Here is an 18,568-nt window from a genome sequence, read left to right on the forward strand (position 1 = left end):
CAGGCTGGGCTTAGAACCGTGATTGACGTTGTTGAAGGTATTCCGTCAAGGCTTTATCGAACGGCATGCTGGTGTCCAGGGGAACATAGTCGATGCGAAGCTGATGACAGGCCTGTTCGTGCTGACGTCGAAAATCGTCGATCTGATCGATGTAGTCGGCACGAAATGCGTCTGCGTCGACGCTGACTGTTTCGCCCGTTTCGGGGTCTTCGAATTCGATTTGACCGTGATAGGGGAAGTGGACTTCTGCTTCATCCAGGATATGAAAGACGATCACGTCGTGCCCGGCGTGGCGCAGTTGTGCTAGCGACGCGATTGTCGATTCGGGTGACCCCAGCAGGTCCGAAAATAACATGATCAACGTGTGTTGTTTCAGCATCGCGGCGACCTGTGTCACACACGTGGCGATGTCGGTTTGACCGTCGGGGGTCAACCGTGACAATGCGGCCAAGCAATCGGCGACCTGACCGCGACGACTGCGGGCCGGCAAGACCGCGTTCAATTTTTCGGCGAATGTCATCAGGCCGACCGGGTCTTGTTGCATCGTCATCAGGTAGGCCAACGAAGCCGCCAGGCAAGTCGCATATTCGAACTTCGTCATGCTTTGCCGATGCGTGAAGCCCATCGACTTGGACAGATCCAACACCAAGTATCCGGTCAGATTGGTTTCCGCTTCGTACCGTTTGACGTAGTACTTGTCGGTCTTTGCGTAGGCCAGCCAATCGATACGTTTCGGGTCGTCACCGGGATCGTAGCGTCGGTGATCGCTGAACTGGACGGAAAACCCTTGATGAGGGCTGCTGTGCAGACCCTGCAGAAAGCCCCTCACGATCATCCGCGCGCGCAGGTCCAGTCGCTGGATCTGCTGAAGCGTTTCGGGGGACAGTGAATCAGTCACCGGCTGGGAAAGCTTTGTGTTGTGAAAAGGCGAATCCGATGGGGGCCGAGGATGGTGATCCGGGGCCTCGTTGGTGACGTGGTCAAGCGTTCTTGTCAGCCATGCGTGGCGGTTTGGGGACGGCAACATCGTCGATCAAGCGGCGAACAATTTCGTCCGTATCGACGCCTTCGGCTTGTGCCTGGAAGTTGGTAGCGATTCGGTGCCGCAGCACGGGCAACGCGATTTTTTGAATGTCGGCAACGTCAATACTGAATCGACCGTCCATCGCCGCAATGGCTTTGGCACCGCCGATCAAATTTTGCCCGGCGCGGGGACCGGCACCCCAGTCCACCAGCGATTTGACGTAATCGGGCGCCGTTGGATCGCTGGGGCGACTGGCGCGAACCAGATTCGATGCATAGCGAACGGTGAACGGATTCACGGCGATGCTGTTGACCAATTTCTGGACGTTCTGGATCGCGCGAGACGACAAGACTTTGTTGACCGTCGGTGATTCGCCACGTGTGGTGGCCGTCAGGATCTGTTCTTCTTCCGCAGCGGTCGGGTAGTCGATCCGGATCTTGAACATGAACCGGTCCAACTGGGCCTCGGGCAACGGATACGTCCCCTCCTGATCGACCGGGTTCTGGGTGGCAATCGCGAAGAATGGATCTGGCAACGCATAGGATTCGCGGCCCACGGTGACCTGCCGTTCTTGCATCGCTTCCAGTAAAGCGGCTTGAGTTTTGGGCGGCGTTCGGTTGATTTCGTCGGCCAGCAAGATGTTGGCGAAAATCGGGCCCTGAACAAAACGAAAGCTGCGACGTCCCGCTTCGTCTTCCTCCAAGACCTGCGTGCCGGTGATGTCCGAGGGCATCAAGTCGGGCGTGAATTGGACCCGCTTGAACGACACGTCCAAGATATTGGCCAACGTGCTGACCAAAAGTGTTTTCGCCAGTCCGGGGACTCCTTCCAATAAACAGTGACCGCGCGTAAAGATGGCGGCTAGCAATTGTTCGATGGTGTCTTGTTGGCCGACAATGACTTTGGCCAATTCGTTTCGCATCGTCTGTTGATGTTCCGCGAATTCCTTCAGCACATCGCCTAAGTTGCGTGCCTTGCCAGCCGGTGGTGGATCCGGCGGCGCGGGGGGCGGGCTCGCAGGCACGTTAGAATCACTCATGGACGCAACATTCCCTTCTTGGTTTTGTGATTCGGCGATGACACCAAACCGATCGGGCACGATCAAGTCGTATTTCACCCGTCGGCATCATACGAAACCGCGGTCGCGACGGACACTGTTCGTGTGGGCGGTGCTCGTGTGGGTGGTGGTGATCGCGCCGAACGCGGCGATCGGTCAAGACGTTGATGCGGTGTCGGTTCAACGAAGCATCGATCGTGGCGTTGCGTACCTGAAACAACAGCAGACCGAATCGGGTGGTTGGCCGGAATATCCGTCCTATTCATGCGGGCTGACCGCGCTGTGTACGTTGGCACTGTTGAACGCGGACGTTCCACCGAATGATCCGGCGATGGTGTCCGCATTGGCCTATTTGCGTCGAAACCGACCGGATCGGACCTATCCAGTCGCCCTGCAAACGCTGGTGTACTGCGAAGCCGGTGCGGCGGAGGACCTGCCACGCATCCGGCGCAACGTCGATTGGCTGGTGAAAGCGCAAAACAATCGCGGGTTGTGGTCCTATACCCAGCAGAAGGAATTCGGAGGCGATCCGTCCAATTCCCAGTTTGCATTGCTGGCCTTGGCCGCCGCGGTGGATCGGGGCGTGACCGTTCCCGAGGACGTTTTCGCGAAAGCAAGAACCTACTGGTTGGCGACCCAGCAATCCGACGGCGGATGGCGATACCGCGATGCCATGCCGGTGACGGGCAGCATGACGTGTGCGGGAATCGCTTCGCTGATCATCACCGAAGGCCGGATGACCGGCGTGAATTCAAGGGTCCAAGGCGACAAGATTCAATGCTGTGGTGGCGGCGATGAAGGGGCCGATCCGGTTCAAGGTGGTTTGGGATGGCTGGCACGATATTTTTCGACCCAAAGCAACCCGCAAGCGGGCGGTCAGAGCTACTACTACTACATGTACGCGCTCGAACGCGTCGGGCGTTTGTCAGGACGTCGTTTTATCGGCCAGCATGATTGGTACCGTGAAGGAGCTGATCGGTTGCTGCGTCTGCAAGATTCGTTTCAAGGATTCTGGCGAGGCAGCACCAATGGCGAAGATCGACCATTGGTGGCGACATCTTTTGCATTGTTGTTCTTAAGCAAAGGGAAACGGCAGGTGGTCGTCGGCCGGTTGCAGTATCCGTCATCCGATGCAACCGCTTGGAACCGTCACCCTGAATCGCTACGGCAACTGGTTCGACATTTGGAACGCGACTGGGCAAAAGACCTGACCTGGCAAACGATTCGCAGCGAAAACGCTCGCGTGACAGATTTGTTGCAAGCCCCTGTTTTGGTCATCAGCGGTCGACAGGCGATCGCCGGTGGTGATGTCTTGGCGGACCGACTGGGGGAATACGTCGATCAGGGCGGGACGATCTTATTCGAGGCGGAACAAGGTGACGGATGTGGTGATGCCATAGGATTCCGTCGTCAGTTTGCCGATTGGGTGACGCGCTGGTATCCGGAATCCAAGATTGAAAAGCTGCCAATCGAACACCCTGTCTGGTATGCCCAACGCAAAGTGGATCCTGAAATGCTGGGAAAGGATTTCTGGATTTATGGTGTGCAGGCTTGTTGTCGTACGCCGATCTTTTTCGTCCCCAAGTCCCTGTCATGTCGATGGGAGTTGTCGGGGTTGCTGTTTCGGCAATCCCAATTGTCCGAATCGGCCCGTTCACAGATCAGTGCCGCCGTTTCGGTGGGTGAAAACGTGATTGCCTATGCGACCGGACGTGAATTGCAAGACAAACTACAGCAACGATTCTTGCTGACTGGATCCACCGAAACGTCGCGGCAACGGGGCCAGTGGCAATTGGCCGAACTGGCGTTGGGGGCCGGTGGCGAAGACGCACGCCGGGCGTTACCCAACGCTGTGGGACTGCTATCGCAAACGCTTCCTGTCGCGGTGGCCCCGGTCGGCGATCCCGTCACGTTGGACGATCGAACCCTGAGCGACGTCACCGCATTGTGGGTGCACGGCAGAACCGATTTTCAGTGGTCTGCGGCACAGCGAAAGGCCGTTCAAACCTATTTGGATCGTGGCGGCTACTTGATCGCCAACGCGGTTTGCGGCGCGGAAGAATTCGTCAAAGCCTTTCGTCGCGAAATCGGCAAACTTGATTTGGACGAACCTCTGGCGGCGATCGCCCCTGATCATCCCGCGTTGACCAACCGATATGGCGGGTTCGATGTGCGACGTGTGACCATTCGACGTCCGAAACGAGATGCGAATCAGTTTGCGGTGCAAACGCGAACGACGTTTCCGATGATCGAAGCGGCGCGGGTGGGGCCCGCCGACAATGTCTTTTTTTCGCCGTTGGACCTTAGCTGTGCGTTGGAAAGCCAGAACTCGATTCAGTGTGCCGGCTATGGCACCGAAGACGCGACGCGCATCATTGCCAACCTGTTGCTATATGCGATGCAACAGCCGCCGGCCGATTGACCTGCTATGCGGCTCGGCGTCGTGGGGTGGCCGCGGTCTGCAGATGTTTCAAGATCACCGGGTCGGCATTCTCGGTGCCAGATGTATCCGGTTGTGGCGACCAAGTCATGCCCAACCAACGTCCCAATGCTGACTGCCGGACCACCGCTTCGTAGGTCAGCAGGGAAACCGACAATGCGGCAAAGAAGCAGCAGATTCCCTTTACCAGCGAAGGAATCTGTGGCAACAGAAACTTTATGTCGATGTGCATCAGGCCCAGCAAGGGATGATGGACCAGGTAGATCCAGAACGACGCGGCAGCAACATACTGTGTCTTCTTCGATATCGGGCGTTCTTGTGCCTGAAAGAAGCCGATGGCTGCCAAGCTAACCGCCCATGCGGCCAACGTGGTGGTGGTCCCCAGCAAGATGCCCGATGCCTGGGATATCACCGTGTCGGGCTGGTGTCCGGCCAGATTCCATCGGCCGACGGCCACCGCGGTACCAAGCGACAGTACGGCGGTGATTATCAACGGTCGCGCCAACGCTTGAATCCGGTGCAAGCGTTTGTCTTGACTGACGATCCAGATGCCGCCCAAGAAGAATGTTCCGCTGTAAATCCATTTACTGGGGACCGGCAAGAAATCATGCTGAAAACCCCAGACCACTTCGGGACGACAGCACAGTGTGCAGATTCCGATTCCCGCCAATAGAATCATCCCGGCAACTGAGCCGAACTGTTGTTGGCTGGATCGAGATTTCTTTTTGACGGGAGTTCGCTGCATCCACGTTGAGATGCCGGCAACGATGCCGACGTAAGACAACACGTACAGCAAGAACCAAAGGTGACTGGTGCCCCATAGGCTGTTACCCAGGGCGCCATCAATCTTCAGGCTTTTCAGTTTGACCGCGTCGACCCAGCCCTCGTACACCCAGCCGCCGACCCAGATATAGAGCTCCGCCGGCAGAATCACCATCATCCCGAACAGGAATGGCTTTCCCAATCGCGACAAACGCGTCCGCATCAAGTCGGCGGCACCGCGTCGCTGCAGTGTTTGCCATGCAAACATGCCGGTCATCACCAGGAACACCGGCATGATGAAGATTTCGATGCCCCAGAATGTGACGTCCAGCCACTCGCTCGGCGTGTCGCGAACGGGCCAGGCCAGTCCAGGCATCGGGTGCTTCAGATAGGGAACACATGCGTGAAGCAGGACCACGCCCAGCGTTGCCACGACGCGCAAACGCTCCAATCCCCCGTGTCGTGGTTTTCCGGCAACCGTGCCGGGATCCGCGGACCGGAAGGGGACGGAATCGACGTTTCCAGACGCATCGATGGATAGGACCTTCATGCGGGTGCCAGTACCAAACGGCCCGCCCAAAAATCAAGACCAAGCCATCGGTGGTCCGCATTGGGGCCGCGTCCGAATTCGGTCGATTCGGCATCGACGCTGTGCGGCTGGATGAATCATCCCATCGCGTTGAATCCGATCACCCCGACGGTGGCGATCGAAAAAGCGAATGCGACCAACGCGATCACGCCGTCGCGGGACAGCAAGGCCAACCCAAACGCAGCGAAGGCGGCACCGGCCAAGCTGCTGCTCATCGGAATCAACGACAGGATCGGTGTGGTTAGCGAAATCAAGATACAGATCACCGCCGTGGCGTATTGGCCTCCGCGTGTGACCAGAAACTCCAGCCGTGGCCGAGAACATCGGTCCATGAAATGTGCTGGTTTTCTTAGCCAGCCGACCGCTTTTGAAACTCCGTCGGACTCGACATTGCGGTTTTCCAACCAGTCTGGAATCCAAAAGTGGTCTCGGTTCATCAACAGTTGTGCCGAGATGATGATGATGAAGATTGCCAGCAAAATCGGGACGCCCGGGATGTCGGCCGGTCCCGGTGGAATCAACAACAATCCAGGTACCAGCAACAGCGGCCCGAAGGATTTGGAACCCAGTGAATCCATCACGTCGCCGATCGAGACGTGTGATTGATCCTCAGCCAAATCATCAATTCGGTCCAGCAGTTCGTCCAGAGATTGCACCGCCTTTTCATCATCGTCACCCTCATCGCCGTGATCGTCTTGGATGGCCTCCGCGTCGTCATTGAGGCGTGCACGCATTGACGAATCTTCAGGTGGCAAGGCACCGACATCAATGCGTCCCATGGGTGTGAATTCACCCATCCGGCCAATTTCGGGGGCAAGCTTGGGCGTGTGGTCTTGATGCGAAACGACGGTCATGACGTGCAACGGGCATGGGAAGGGCACCGATTCGGCCATCACCATGGATGGCGTCGAAGCGGCAAAGCGCAGACGCAGCCGTCGGGTATAGGTGCAGCGGTCGCAGGCGGACGCGGAGTGGGCGCTCCGCATTCGTCACAGACCCGCTGAAGTGAATCCGCACAGAGCGATCGGTAATCGATCATCGCGATCACCAATGACGGCAAGCACACGGGACGTCCGCGTGCAGCGGAATGGAGTAGCAACCGCTATGCCGCAAATCGTTCGGGGCGTTTCACCCGTCGAACGATCATGATTGTGTACCGCCTCGCGACGGAGTCCCCGTCACGCCAAGATTTCGTCCACCACGCGTGATGGTTCCACGCCGGTCAGTCGCTGGTCCAGCCCTTGGAAGGGGAACGTGAATCGTTCGTGATCAATTCCCATTTGATTCAAAATCGTCGCGTTCAAGTCACGGATGTGAACCGGGTCTTTGACGACGTTGTAACTGAACTCGTCGGTTTCACCGTGAACCGCACCGGGCTGGATCCCCGCGCCGGCCAACCAGACGGTGAAGCACTTGGGGTGATGGTCACGACCATAGGTTTCGTTGGTCAATTTGCCCTGACAATAAATCGTCCTGCCGAATTCGCCGCCCCAGACGACCAGGGTGTCGTCCAGCAAACCACGTTGCTTCAGATCGGTCAGCAATCCCGCCGACGGTTGGTCGGTGTCACGACACTGGTTCGGCAAGTCCTTGGGCAGATTGCCGTGTTGGTCCCATCCGCGATGGAAAATCTGTGTGAAACGGACGCCGCGTTCGGCCATGCGGCGGGCCATCAAGCAGCAATTGGCATAGGTGCCTGGTTTGGTGACTTCGGGGCCATACAAGTCCAGAACGTGTTGGGGTTCGTCACTCAGGTCGGCCAATTCCGGAACGCTGGTCTGCATTCGGAACGCCATTTCGTACTGCGCGATTCTTGCGCGTGTTTCCGGGTCGCCCCATTGCTGTGCGGTGTGTTGGTTCAAGCGTCCCAGCGAATCAAGCATTCGGCGACGAACGACCGGATCGATGCCTTCGGGGTTGCTTAGATACAGAACCGGGTCACCTTGGCTGCGTAGTGCGACCCCCTGGTATTTGCTGGGCAGGAAACCGCTGCCCCACAACCGGTTGTAAAGCGCCTGGGCTTCTTTACGACCGGTCCACGAAGCCGTCATCACCAGGAACGCAGGCAAGTTCTCGTTTTCTGTTCCCAGTCCATAGCTGAGCCATGATCCCAAGCTGGCTTTGCCGGGTAACTGGTCTCCGGTGCAAATGTACGTAATGGCCGGGTCATGATTGATCGCTTCGGTGTGCATCGATTTGATCAACGCAATGTCATCGACCTTCTTGGACATGTGCGGCAACAATTCGCTGACCATCGTGCCGTTTTGCCCCTGTGGCGCAAATTTGTAGATGCTGGGTGCGACCGGAAACCGAGCTTGGCCACTGGTCATCGTGGTCAAACGCTGCCCCTGACGGATCGATTCCGGCAAGTCTTTGTCGAACCAATCGGCCATCGTGGGTTTGTGGTCCCACATGTCCATTTGGCTGGGGGCACCCGACATGAACAGATAAATCGCACGCTTCGCTTTGGGCGCGTGGTGTGGTAATTCGGGCAACCCACCGATCCGTCCACTCGATGCATGGGGATTAGTGCCGGTCGACGATGGATTCGGTGTCGCCGCGTTGGCTTCCAATGTCGCCAGTGCCGCGGCGCCCAGCCCGACGGATCCGCGACGTAGAAAGGCACGACGCGATAGTTCGTTGATCAGATCGTTCATAAAGGATTGATCGCCAAGTGAAGCCGGCGGTAACAGTCCGGCAGGAAAGTGGAGGTTCTGTGGAGTGGCCGTCGACGTTCGGAAATTTTGCCGTCGACGCCTATTTGCAAACGACTTGGTCCAAGTTCATCACGGTGCTACAGACGACCGTCCACGCGGCATGTTGGGCGGACGAATCTCCCGACAATTTTGCGGCGGTTGTCGGATTTTCGGCGTAGTAGTTCCGCAGATCATTCAGCAAGACCACCAGTTCGTCGACCTGCGATTCGGACGGTTGTCGCAAGGTGACATGTCGCATCAGCCAAGCGGCGCGGTCGGTATCGTCGGACAAATCGGAGTGTTCGATCACGCGTGTGGCCAGTGTTTTGGCCGATTCCAGGTACTGCGGTTCGTTCATCATCAGCAACGCCTGCAACGGCGTGTTGGTTCGTTCCCGGCGAACGGTGCACGATTCGCGACTGGGGGCATCAAACGTCGACATTTGTGGCGGCGGGCTGGTCCGCTTCCAGAACGTATAGATGCTTCGGCGGTAAACGTCTGGACCGCTGTCAGCCTTGAAGTTTGCGGTGTTGCTGCGGGTGTAGCCCACTGCGTACCACAGTCCGGACGGTTGCGGTGGCTTCACGCTGGGGCCGCCCATGGTCGTGTTCAACATTCCGGCCAAGTGCAATGCCTGGTCGCGTAAGACTTCCGCATCCAAGCGGAACCGCGGACCGCGTGCAAAGAACCGATTGTTCGGATCGACGTCCAAGTGTTCCGGCTGTGCTTTGGCGGATCGACGGTAGGTTTCTGTCATGACCAACCGCTTCATCAGTCGTTTGACTTGCCAACCAGATTCGACAAAGTCGCCGGCCAAGTGATCCAGCAATTCCGGGTGGCTGGGCGGTTCACCCTGGCTGCCGAAGTCTTCGCTGGTTTTGACCAGTCCGGTGCCGAACAGTTGTTGCCAAAAACGGTTCACCGCGACGCGAGCGGTCAGCGGATGATCGGGCCGCGTCAACCAACGAGCCAACCCCAGGCGGTCGTTGTTCACGCCGTCGGGAATGGTGGGCAACCAATCGGGAACCGCGCGAGCGACTTTTTCACCGGGCGAATCGTATTGGCCGCGATTCAATACGTGAGCCTGACGCGGTTGCTTCGTTTCTTTCCAAACCAGTGTCGTCGGGATCGCTTCGTTTAAATCCGTTTGGGCTTTTTGGATCGCCCGTTCCTGCATCGTGATGGCGATCCAATCGGGGTGCTGACAGAAACCGCTGCGGAAGTATCGCTGCATCGCTTTGGTCAATTCCGCCGACCGCGTCGCCGGATCGGTCGCTGCGACTTGGTGGACATGGTCCGGGATCGAAACGCTGGGACCGGCCAAGGCGTAGTTCCAACGTAGCGGTCGATCATGCTGTACTAATCGGAACAGCAAGTGGTTTTCGCCTTTGCGCAGGTTCAGTTCCCACTGGTCACCCAGCGGGTCCAGTTTGCGATCTTGACGACGCGAAGCGACTTCCTTGTTGTTCAGATAGACGAGAAAGCCGCCGTCCACGCCCAGCATCAACCGGACCTTTTGGGCCTTGGGCGATTGAATCGACTGGTGGATGAACAGAACACTGGGGGTATCGGCCGATGCGACCAACGGGTTGATGGCGATCGCCGGCAGGTCGCCGCGATGTTGCCAACGATAGGTGCGGCCGCCGTAGTTGACGTCACGGTCGGCATCAAACGCTTTGCGGTCGATCGGGAAATCATCTTGATATCCCTGGTCGGCACGCTGCAGTTGAAACGGACCGACGGAATGCATCGGGCCGACGGTGACACGATCACCTTCAGGGATTGTCGCGCCGCGATCAGACAATGCCAATCGAATCGATTGAAATTGGTGTTTTCCGTACTGCGACAAAAAGCTCAAGCGAACCTTCAGTTGCACCGGAGCCTTTTCCTGGCCGGTTCGAATCGGCGGAAATGTAAACCAAGCATTGCGGTCGCCGACGCTTTGATGACCACCGACCGCCCAGCCGGCATTGCCGGTTTTGGTATCGCCGTCGATGGCATAGCTGACCGCAAACTTACCATCCGCCTGTTCGACATCCGCGGTCGCCGATTGGATTTTCAGCGGTTCCCAATTCCCGTCGCCGCGGCGAACCTGCAAATCGATTTCGCTAAGAACGACGTTTCCGTTGGGCGACGCACCCACGCGATTCGTATTTGCGTCGGCAATCGCGTGCAGATGCAGCGTTTGCCAGTCCGCATCGGCCGGAACCGTCGCCGTGATCGTGATCACGTCGGTATCGGCGGCGGTTTCGTTCAGCGAAATGGTGCCATCGTCGTCGACCGTCATCGCGACGCCGGACTTCGAATGAACGTCATTGATCGTTGGGGCTGCAATCACCGGATCGGATTTCAGCGACCGTTCCCAACGGCGTTGGTCTGCATCGACCGATGCGATGGGACCGTCCATTTCTTGTCGAACTTGGCGCAGGTCACGAGCCAATTGTTGTTGTTCGGCTTTCTGTTCTTCGCTGGGGACCTGGATGGTCGGCGCCGGATCCTCGACGTTCTTGTCCATCGCCGACCCGTCCAGACTGTTGAAGTACGCCGACAGGCTGTAGTAGTCCTTGCTGGTGATCGGATCAAACTTGTGGTCGTGACAGACCGCACAACCGGTGGTCAGGCCCAAGAAGACCGTTCCGAACGCGTCGGTCCGGTCGATCACGTTGCGTGCAAAAACTTCGTCATAAATCGAACCGCCTTCGTTGGTGGTCACGTTCAAACGGTTGAATCCGCTGGCGATCAACTGATCCGTACTGGGGTCGGGCAACAGATCACCGGCCAATTGTTCGGTGATGAAGGTGTCGAAACGTTTGTCGTCGTTGAACGCTTGAATGACCCAGTCGCGATAAGGCCACATTTCGCGATAGTTGTCCAAGTGCAGGCCGTGAGTGTCGGCAAATCGAACGACGTCCAACCAGTACCGCGCCATGTGTTCGCCATACGCGGGCGAATCGATCAGGCGATCGACCAGTCTTTCGTACCCTTCGAGGGATGGATCCGCCAAATACTCAGCAGCGATCGTTTCATCGGGCGGCAGACCGGTCAAATCCAAGCTGACGCGACGCAACAGGCTTTCTGGGTCGGCTTGATCATTGGATGACAAGCCGATGCGCCGGAGCGATGCTTCGACAAAGGCGTCGATGATCGAAAGGTCTTTGGCGTCGGCAATCTTTTGGACGTTCGCGGGGACTGTGTCGTCGATCGGTCGAAAGGACCAGTGCTGTTCAAATGTGGCGCCCTGGGCGATCCAACGCTCGATCGTGTCTTTCTGTTTAGCCGACAATGGTTTGTGGTAATCCGGCGGTGGCATCACCAGATCGGGATCACTTTCGCGAATCCTTTCCAACATCAGGCTGTCGGCCGGTTCGTCGGTGTCGACCACATCGAAGATGCCATCGGCGGTGTCCAAGCGAATGCCGGCTTGGCGATCATGTTCGTCCGGGCCGTGGCAGGCGAAACAGTGATCGGACAGGATCGGTTTGATATCGCGGGCGAAATCGACATCATCGGCATCGCTGGTCTTTCCGTCCGGGCCGTCGGCGAACCCAGGCCCTGGGACCGCCAGCGAAGCGATGACTGAGGCCATCAGGATTCCTGTCCAAGCCGCCAGCTTTCTGCGACTTCGTGCGAACGGTGGACGTTCGGCTGCAGGGTTCGCGGCAGTGGCGGCGGTGCGCGCGCGTGGATTCAGCATGGTGTCGACGAACCGTCGGAAAGGGGCGGGCAGAAAGGCGGGGCGGTGCGATGCAACCGCGTTCGCGTCATTGTACCGCACCCGCGGCCCGAATCGAACTGCTTTGCTAACAACTAACGCTTGCCAAGTCGCGACGCGGCGGTTCGTGGATGGTATTTTGAGGATTCAGAGACTGTTGATTCGTGTTATTTCGCGATACAGCAGGCTCGCCTCTCCCTTCACCCCCATCGGCAGCCCCAAGATGCGGACCGAACTGGAAAAAACACTCGACGACCTGCACCACCAATTGGAGTCCGCCGCGACGTTGGATCAGGACCAGCGGGCAAGATTGCGGCAGGCGGTGACCGAAATCCGCCAAAGCCTGGATCGGGAGGACGTCAGTTCCCAGACCCTGGCGTCAAGGTTGCGAGAGGCGACCGAGCAGTTTCAGGTCGAGCACCCGTCGCTGACCAACAGTGTCGGTCGCGTCGCCGACATCCTGTCGCAAATGGGCATCTAGCCTCTCAGGCGACCATCGCGGTCCGGCGGTGCACATCGCCCGGCGGGCCGACCGCGTTCCGATCGCTACTTTCGTCCGATCTTGCCTGCGATTCCCGAAGGCGATGGTGCGACGGGTGAAGGTGGGACAGTTTGTCCGCTTTTTCAAGCGTCCTGTGTCATAATGTCCCGATCGTCGAATGCGACGTTTCTAAACGCGATTTTCAGGCACAAATTCGTAGAATGCATTTGTGCCATTGTCGCGCACCGGAGCGCATCAAAGCGGACCGAAATTGCATCGTCGTACGAAAGGCGGTTGTGTCGTCGGTCGCCCAATGATCGATCTCCACGCGGGTTCGTATCCCGTCGCTCGCGGTGTGACAGCAGGGCACCGGCCGCGGGACCGGTCCCAGGATCGCCCGTGAATGCCTGGACCATCCCCATGTGTGATCGGAACCATGGACAACCGACTAATGAAGCTGCTGCTGGTCGACCACGACGATGACTTTCGCCAAGGCTGTGCACGTTGGATGCAGCACAAAGGACATCGCGTGACTCAGGCCACGTGCGGTGTCGAAGCGTTGCAGTTGTGCGAGCGGCACGGATACGACGTGGTCGTGATCGATATCGATATGCCGGGTGTAACCGGGCTGGAGTTCCTGCAGCGCGTTCGGCACGACGACCTGGATCTGGAAGTCGTCATCCTGACGGGCCAGGGATCGATTGCGTCCGCCGTGGCGGCGATGCAAATGGGGGCCTGTGATTATCTGACCAAGCCCTGCGCGTTGGGTGAACTGGAACACCACTGCCATGTTGCCCACGACCGAGCCGTCTTGAGACGCGAAAACCAGAACCTGAAAGCCGTGATGTCACGACAACGACCGTCGGCGCGTTTGGTCGGCCATTCGGCCCCGATCGCCTCGGTGAAACGGATGATTGAAAAGGTCGCTCCGACCGACAAGCCAGTGCTGATCGAAGGTGAAAGTGGCACCGGTAAGGAAGTCGTCGCCCGCTTGATTCAAAAGCACAGCCACGTCGCCGAACGACCGTTCGTCACCATCAACTGCGCCGCACTTCCCGAACAATTGGTCGAAAGCGAATTGTTCGGTCACCTGAAGGGATCCTTTACCGGTGCAACGGCCGATAAGCCTGGTCTGTTTGAAATTGCCGACGGAGGGACGCTGTTCATTGATGAAATCGGTGAATTGCCGCCATCGCTGCAACCCAAGCTGTTGCGTGTCTTGGAAGACGGGTCGATGCGGCGGATCGGTTGCCACAAAGAACGGGTGGTCAATGTCCGCGTGATCGCCGCCACCAATCGTGATTTGGAAGCCGAAGTCGAACAGGGGCGATTCCGGCGTGACCTTTACTATCGAATCAACGTATTGTCGTTGCGATTGCCACCGCTGCGTGATCGCGTCGGCGATATCGATGTGTTGATCGATCATTTGTTGCCCGATGACTGGCACGTCGACGTCTTGGCCCGACAAGCCATGAACGCCTATCACTGGCCGGGCAACATTCGGCAACTGATCAACGTGTTGGAACGCGCGATGATCTTGGCCAGCGGGCAAGAAATCACGCTGGATGATCTGACCCATGATGTCGCCGACTGTACCGGCGACGCCGAATGCCAAGTCGCTACGGCCACCCCACGTTCGATCCTGGACCAGGCCGGCATGCAAGAAGGTCGAACGCCGCTGACGATCGATGAACTGACCAAGACGCATGTGCTGGATGTGCTGTCAGCGTGCAACGGCAACAAGGCAAAAACGGCACGCATGCTGGGCATCCACCGACGAAAACTGTATCGCTTGTTGCACCGCTATGAAGGCGATGCCGTTCCGGCAACCGATGACGTTGTTCAGTGACACCGGCCCTGGATCCCTTTGAAGTCAACAAGACGGATCGTGTGGGATGGATGCTGGTCACCGCCCAGATGGTTTTGGCTGCGGCGTTGGTTCTGTCATCGCGGTGGTCACCACCGAACACATGGATGTTGGTTTTGATGGTGCCAGGAATCGCCGTCGCCATCACGGCATGGCTGGCGATTGGACTTCGGCGTCTTCGGATTCACCCCACTCCCGGGCAACAGACGGTTTTAACGATGACTGGGCCGTATCGTTGGGTACGGCATCCGATGTATGTGGGTTTGCTGTTGTTCACGCTGGCACAGTTGCCGTTTGATTGGCAGCCCTGGCGATTCGTGTCTTGGGTGTGCTTGCTGGGCGTCCTTTGGAAGAAGTCTTCGATTGAAGAGGACGCTCTGGTGCAACGATTCGAATCCTATCACGACTATCGATCAAACACCGGGCGTTTCTTGCCACGGCGAAGCCCATCACCGGATGGAGCAACCAAACGCTGAACGCCGCTGACGTGATGTCGAAAACTCAGCCGCTCGAACAGCCTGCTTGTCGCTCATCGGGAACTTGAACCACGTGGTACAGTTCCGATTCATCCAGTGGGTCGTGATGACGCTGTTGATGATCCAACACCGACAGGTCCGCATCGGATGCGCCGGACAATGGATGCGCTGATCGGCGTTGCAAACGTTGCCGCAAAATTGCATCGTCCGGTTGGCAGTCCAGGATGCCGAAGTGTGCACCGGTGCGTTCAGCCAATTCCAGAAATCGCATTCGGCACGCTCGTCGCAGGAACGTGGCATCGACGACCACCGAATCGCCATGATTCAAGATGGTTTCCGCCAATTGAAACAAGGCGTTGTAGGTGATGCGATCACCTTGAGGGCTGTACATGCGCCGGGCCACTTCATCGCGCGGCCGGTCTTCGGCTTGCAATCCAAAGTGCCGTTTTCGTTCCACGTCGCTGCGAATTCGAATCGCGCCGCACTGCTTGACAACGTTACGGCTGAGCGTCGACTTGCCGCTGCCGCTGAAACCGTGGGTGATCCAAAGCCGACGGTCGGTGGGACGAGAAAACTGTTCGGCCAAGTCGATGTGATTCACACAGTCGTCCAGTGCCTCGTGTCGCTCACTGTCGGTGACCCGTTGTTGGCGACTGCGGATCCAGGCAACTTTTGCTCGTACCAATGCCCGGTCAATCAAGTACCAACGCAACAGGTGCAGCGATTCATGATCACCGGTGCGATCCAAATAATCGTTGGCGAACGCGCGACAGAAATCCATTCGACCGCGTGCGGCAAAATCCATGGCCACAAATGCGGCGTCACACAATACATCGATGCAGCGAAATGCTTTGCAGAACTCGATGCCGTCAAACGGCGTCAGTTGTCCACGCCAGTGGATCAAATTGGCCAAGTGTAAATCGCCGTGACATTCACGCACGAAGCCCTGTCGGAATCGTTCCGCAAAGACATCTCCGTGCAAATCAACGAAGCGCCGCATCCAAGAGACCAGAGCGTCCAGATTTTGTTGTGCCCTGTCGTGCGGGACTTCCGCCAATGCATTCAAGTTTTGTTCAAAAGTCGACAAGACCTGATTCGGCGGGCTGCCGGCGGACTCACCGGTTACCCGCCCAGCTGACTGGTGAAACTGGGCGATCACCTTGGCCAGTGCTTGCACCGTCGCATCGTGAATCAAACCTTGGGCAAGTTGCGCATTCAGGAGTGCGTCGTCGGGGAACCGAACCATGCGAACGGCATAATCAACCACTTCACCGACGTTGGGATCGCCTTGGGGCATCGGGGAAACTGGGTGCGGAGTTTCCACACGCAGGGATGTGCCGTGGTGTCGGATGGGAACAACATCCAGATACAGTTGCGGGGCGAAACGACGGTTCAGCCGCAATTCTTCCTCACAAAAAAACTTTCGCTTGGCCAGAGTCGTGTAGTCCAAGAAATCGGTGCGTATCGGTTTCTTGACTTTGTAAGCATGGCTGCCGACCAGGAAGACCCAGGAAATATGAGTCTCGTGAACCTCCACCGGCCCGTCGGCGTGGTCTGGAAAAGCCGACGGGTCGCGAAGTGCACGGTGCAGGGGTTGGTTGCCCTGTGGTGATTGTTTGCCGCGCATTGGGTGGTGACGGCGCAGGGGATCCGACGAGCTGTGGTTAGCGATATCGGGCATGGTGAGGGCCGATGATTCGGGCGGATGCCGGATGAATCATTCGCTGTTGCTGGACGATGACTTCAAGCCTTCGATCATCCGGTTACGAGTGATCCAAACACTGCACGGGGCGTGCCGCAAAACATAGCGCGACACGCTGCCCATCAGCAAACGCCCCAACAGACCGCGCGGAGTTTCCCCGGCGACTACCAGGTCGGATCGCTTGTCTTCGGCAAAACGCACCAAAGCTTCGCCGATGTGCTGGCCTTCGATCACGTGGCAAGACGCTTTGGCGACATGGGGGGCCAGTTCCGACGCCAGCTCGGTCAGGTGCTCGGTGGCTCTGCCGGAAAGTTCTGGATCGGGTTCCAATTCGCCATACATGCCCGGCCAGTAAGGCACCACACTGACCAACGAGACGTCAGCCGCTTTGCCCCAGTGGGTGTCACGCAGTTCTTCGATCGCGGCGCGGGCCGGCCCGCTGTCTTCGTACCCCACCGTGATGCGGACTTGGCGTGGTTGTTTCGCCAGCCCCGTGGGACGAACGACCAGAACGCTGCACGGCGCATGGGTGGCCACGTAATCGCTGGTGCTGCCCAGCATGATTCGGCTGACCGTGCTGTGGCCTCGCGCGCCGATGACCACCAAGTCGGCATTGGTTTGTTCGGCGATGCGGACGATTTCCGGACCCGCCGAACCTCGCGGTGCGACATGGTCAATCGACACGTTGGCGCCTTCGAACATGTCTCGAATTCGAGCCGCCGATTGTTCGGCTGCGTCGCGTTCACGCTTCAACAGGTCCTCCAACCAGCTTTCGACCGGTTGGGCGCGATAGCTGTAGCTTGGCGGATGAATCACGGTGGCAATCGTGATTTCCAATCGGTCACGGTGGGGCAGATGCGACAGCAACCAGGCTGCTTCTTCGGCGTTGGCCGATCCGTCGGTGGCGATCACGATGCGCTTCATGACTGGGCCCTTTCCAATGATGTGGAATACGTTCGACCGTGGGACGCACTGCCGCAACGCCGTCGGTCATGGCACGGCGACACCGCAGCGAAACAATGGGCAATCGGGATGCCGATCCCTCGAAAACCCAAATGGGCGATCTTTCGTGTCCTTTCGGATCGTCTGCATGGCTCATTATCGCACACCGAAGGCCGCTGCGTGCGTTTGGGATCAGCCCGGCAGGTGCGTCCGACCGCCGCAGCAGAAGACCGTTGGCGGATCGCGGGACCAGAAAGGACATTCAATATGTCGTAAGCTGACGATACGTTGGAGGTATTCGTACAAGACACCCAGAGCACGCTGATGACCACACGTACAGCCAAGCCGAGGACCGGACGATCAAAAGCCGGTGCGGAAAAAAACGCCAAGCCAAAGAACAGCGGCAAGCCCAAGGGCAGTGTCGAAATGCTGACCGAGGCGGCGGAGTGCCTGAAGACTTTGGCCCATCCGGTGCGTCTGCGCATCGTTCAGTTGTTGCTACACGGCAGATTCACCGTCGGCGAATTGGCCGCCGATTGCCAGATTCCCGACAACGTCGCAAGCGAACATTTGCGACTGCTGCAGCGATGCGGCTTTTTGACCAGCCAACGCGAAGGCCGCCGGGTCTACTACCAAGTGGCCGAACCCCATCTGGAACAATTGATGGCGTGCATCGAAGGAAGATTCATTCGCTAACTGCGTCGCGGTCGGACCCACCGGCGTGTGGGCGATCTTTGGGCAACGACCATTCGTCACCTTACGAGCTGACGTGACATGCCCGCAGCATGACGGCCGGAACGTGGGTGATGTTCGGGCCGCC

The 18,568-nt window shown here is 58.1% G+C and carries 13 protein-coding genes; 5 read left to right on the forward strand and 8 right to left on the reverse strand.

Features of this window, described 5'->3' with window-relative positions; all coding sequences use genetic code 11:
* Positions 1-10: 10 nt before the first annotated feature.
* The gene (locus HFP54_RS19265) at positions 11-898 is read right to left on the reverse strand and encodes a DUF58 domain-containing protein (RefSeq protein ID WP_168566424.1); all 888 of its coding nucleotides are present in this window, start codon (positions 896-898) and stop codon (positions 11-13) included.
* Positions 899-980: 82 nt separating this feature from the next.
* Positions 981-1,979, reverse strand: coding sequence for an AAA family ATPase (locus HFP54_RS19270; protein WP_168566506.1), 999 nt, complete (start codon positions 1,977-1,979; stop codon positions 981-983).
* 205 nt (positions 1,980-2,184) lie between these two features.
* On the opposite strand from HFP54_RS19270, the gene HFP54_RS19275 reads away from it, so the two are divergent.
* Positions 2,185-4,503 (forward strand): DUF4159 domain-containing protein, encoded by a 2,319-nt coding sequence (locus HFP54_RS19275; RefSeq protein WP_168566425.1) that lies wholly within the window; start codon positions 2,185-2,187, stop codon positions 4,501-4,503.
* A gap of 4 nt (positions 4,504-4,507) precedes the next feature.
* Here the strand turns inward: HFP54_RS19275 and HFP54_RS19280 are convergent, their stop codons facing one another.
* The 4 genes from HFP54_RS19280 to HFP54_RS19295 form a co-directional block, all read right to left on the reverse strand.
* Complete coding sequence (locus HFP54_RS19280) at positions 4,508-5,833, reverse strand: acyltransferase family protein (RefSeq protein ID WP_168566426.1); 1,326 nt, start codon at positions 5,831-5,833, stop codon at positions 4,508-4,510.
* A 116-nt stretch (positions 5,834-5,949) separates the two neighbouring features.
* Positions 5,950-6,726, reverse strand: a complete 777-nt coding sequence (locus tag HFP54_RS19285; protein ID WP_168566427.1) for an exopolysaccharide biosynthesis protein — start codon at positions 6,724-6,726, stop codon at positions 5,950-5,952.
* Positions 6,727-7,050: 324 nt separating this feature from the next.
* Positions 7,051-8,529 (reverse strand): DUF1501 domain-containing protein, encoded by a 1,479-nt coding sequence (locus HFP54_RS19290; RefSeq protein ID WP_168566428.1) that lies wholly within the window; start codon positions 8,527-8,529, stop codon positions 7,051-7,053.
* Positions 8,530-8,629: 100 nt separating this feature from the next.
* Complete coding sequence (locus HFP54_RS19295) at positions 8,630-12,154, reverse strand: PSD1 and planctomycete cytochrome C domain-containing protein (protein WP_168566429.1); 3,525 nt, start codon at positions 12,152-12,154, stop codon at positions 8,630-8,632.
* Positions 12,155-12,437: 283 nt separating this feature from the next.
* Between HFP54_RS19295 and HFP54_RS19300 the strand changes: the two genes are divergently transcribed.
* From HFP54_RS19300 to HFP54_RS19310, 3 genes are all read left to right on the forward strand, one after another.
* Positions 12,438-12,761, forward strand: coding sequence for a DUF4404 family protein (locus tag HFP54_RS19300; protein WP_196784522.1), 324 nt, complete (start codon positions 12,438-12,440; stop codon positions 12,759-12,761).
* A 436-nt stretch (positions 12,762-13,197) separates the two neighbouring features.
* Positions 13,198-14,610, forward strand: coding sequence for a sigma-54-dependent transcriptional regulator (locus tag HFP54_RS19305; RefSeq protein WP_168566430.1), 1,413 nt, complete (start codon positions 13,198-13,200; stop codon positions 14,608-14,610).
* Positions 14,607-15,104, forward strand: a complete 498-nt coding sequence (locus tag HFP54_RS19310) for a methyltransferase family protein (protein WP_168566431.1) — start codon at positions 14,607-14,609, stop codon at positions 15,102-15,104. Before HFP54_RS19305 ends, HFP54_RS19310 begins: the two co-directional genes overlap by 4 nt.
* A gap of 25 nt (positions 15,105-15,129) precedes the next feature.
* On the opposite strand, the gene HFP54_RS19315 is transcribed toward HFP54_RS19310, so the two are convergent.
* Positions 15,130-16,785 carry a bifunctional aminoglycoside phosphotransferase/ATP-binding protein gene (locus HFP54_RS19315; protein WP_168566432.1) on the reverse strand — a complete coding sequence of 552 codons (1,656 nt, stop codon included), beginning with the start codon at positions 16,783-16,785 and terminating at the stop codon, positions 15,130-15,132.
* A 36-nt stretch (positions 16,786-16,821) separates the two neighbouring features.
* Positions 16,822-17,730, reverse strand: a complete 909-nt coding sequence (locus tag HFP54_RS19320; RefSeq protein WP_146415747.1) for a universal stress protein — start codon at positions 17,728-17,730, stop codon at positions 16,822-16,824.
* 342 nt (positions 17,731-18,072) lie between these two features.
* Here HFP54_RS19320 and HFP54_RS19325 point away from each other — a divergent pair, with 342 nt between their 5' ends.
* Positions 18,073-18,444, forward strand: coding sequence for an ArsR/SmtB family transcription factor (locus HFP54_RS19325; RefSeq protein WP_197138252.1), 372 nt, complete (start codon positions 18,073-18,075; stop codon positions 18,442-18,444).
* The last annotated feature ends 124 nt before the right edge of the window (positions 18,445-18,568 follow it).

The sequence above is a fragment of the Crateriforma spongiae genome (assembly GCF_012290005.1).
Taxonomy (GTDB): Bacteria; Planctomycetota; Planctomycetia; order Pirellulales; family Pirellulaceae; genus Crateriforma; species Crateriforma spongiae.

Bases quoted from the DNA above. Each gene is read 5' to 3' on its own strand.
- HFP54_RS19280 (WP_168566426.1), bottom strand. From the start codon at position 5,833: ATGAAGGTCCTATCCATCGATGCGTCTGGAAACGTCGATTCCGTCCCC.
- HFP54_RS19285 (WP_168566427.1), bottom strand. From the start codon at position 6,726: ATGACCGTCGTTTCGCATCAAGACCACACGCCCAAGCTTGCCCCCGAA.
- HFP54_RS19290 (WP_168566428.1), bottom strand. From the start codon at position 8,529: ATGAACGATCTGATCAACGAACTATCGCGTCGTGCCTTTCTACGTCGC.
- HFP54_RS19295 (WP_168566429.1), bottom strand. From the start codon at position 12,154: ATGGCCTCAGTCATCGCTTCGCTGGCGGTCCCAGGGCCTGGGTTCGCC.
- HFP54_RS19305 (WP_168566430.1), top strand. From the start codon at position 13,198: ATGGACAACCGACTAATGAAGCTGCTGCTGGTCGACCACGACGATGAC.
- HFP54_RS19315 (WP_168566432.1), bottom strand. From the start codon at position 16,785: ATGCCCGATATCGCTAACCACAGCTCGTCGGATCCCCTGCGCCGTCAC.
- HFP54_RS19320 (WP_146415747.1), bottom strand. From the start codon at position 17,730: ATGAAGCGCATCGTGATCGCCACCGACGGATCGGCCAACGCCGAAGAA.
- HFP54_RS19325 (WP_197138252.1), top strand. From the start codon at position 18,073: ATGACCACACGTACAGCCAAGCCGAGGACCGGACGATCAAAAGCCGGT.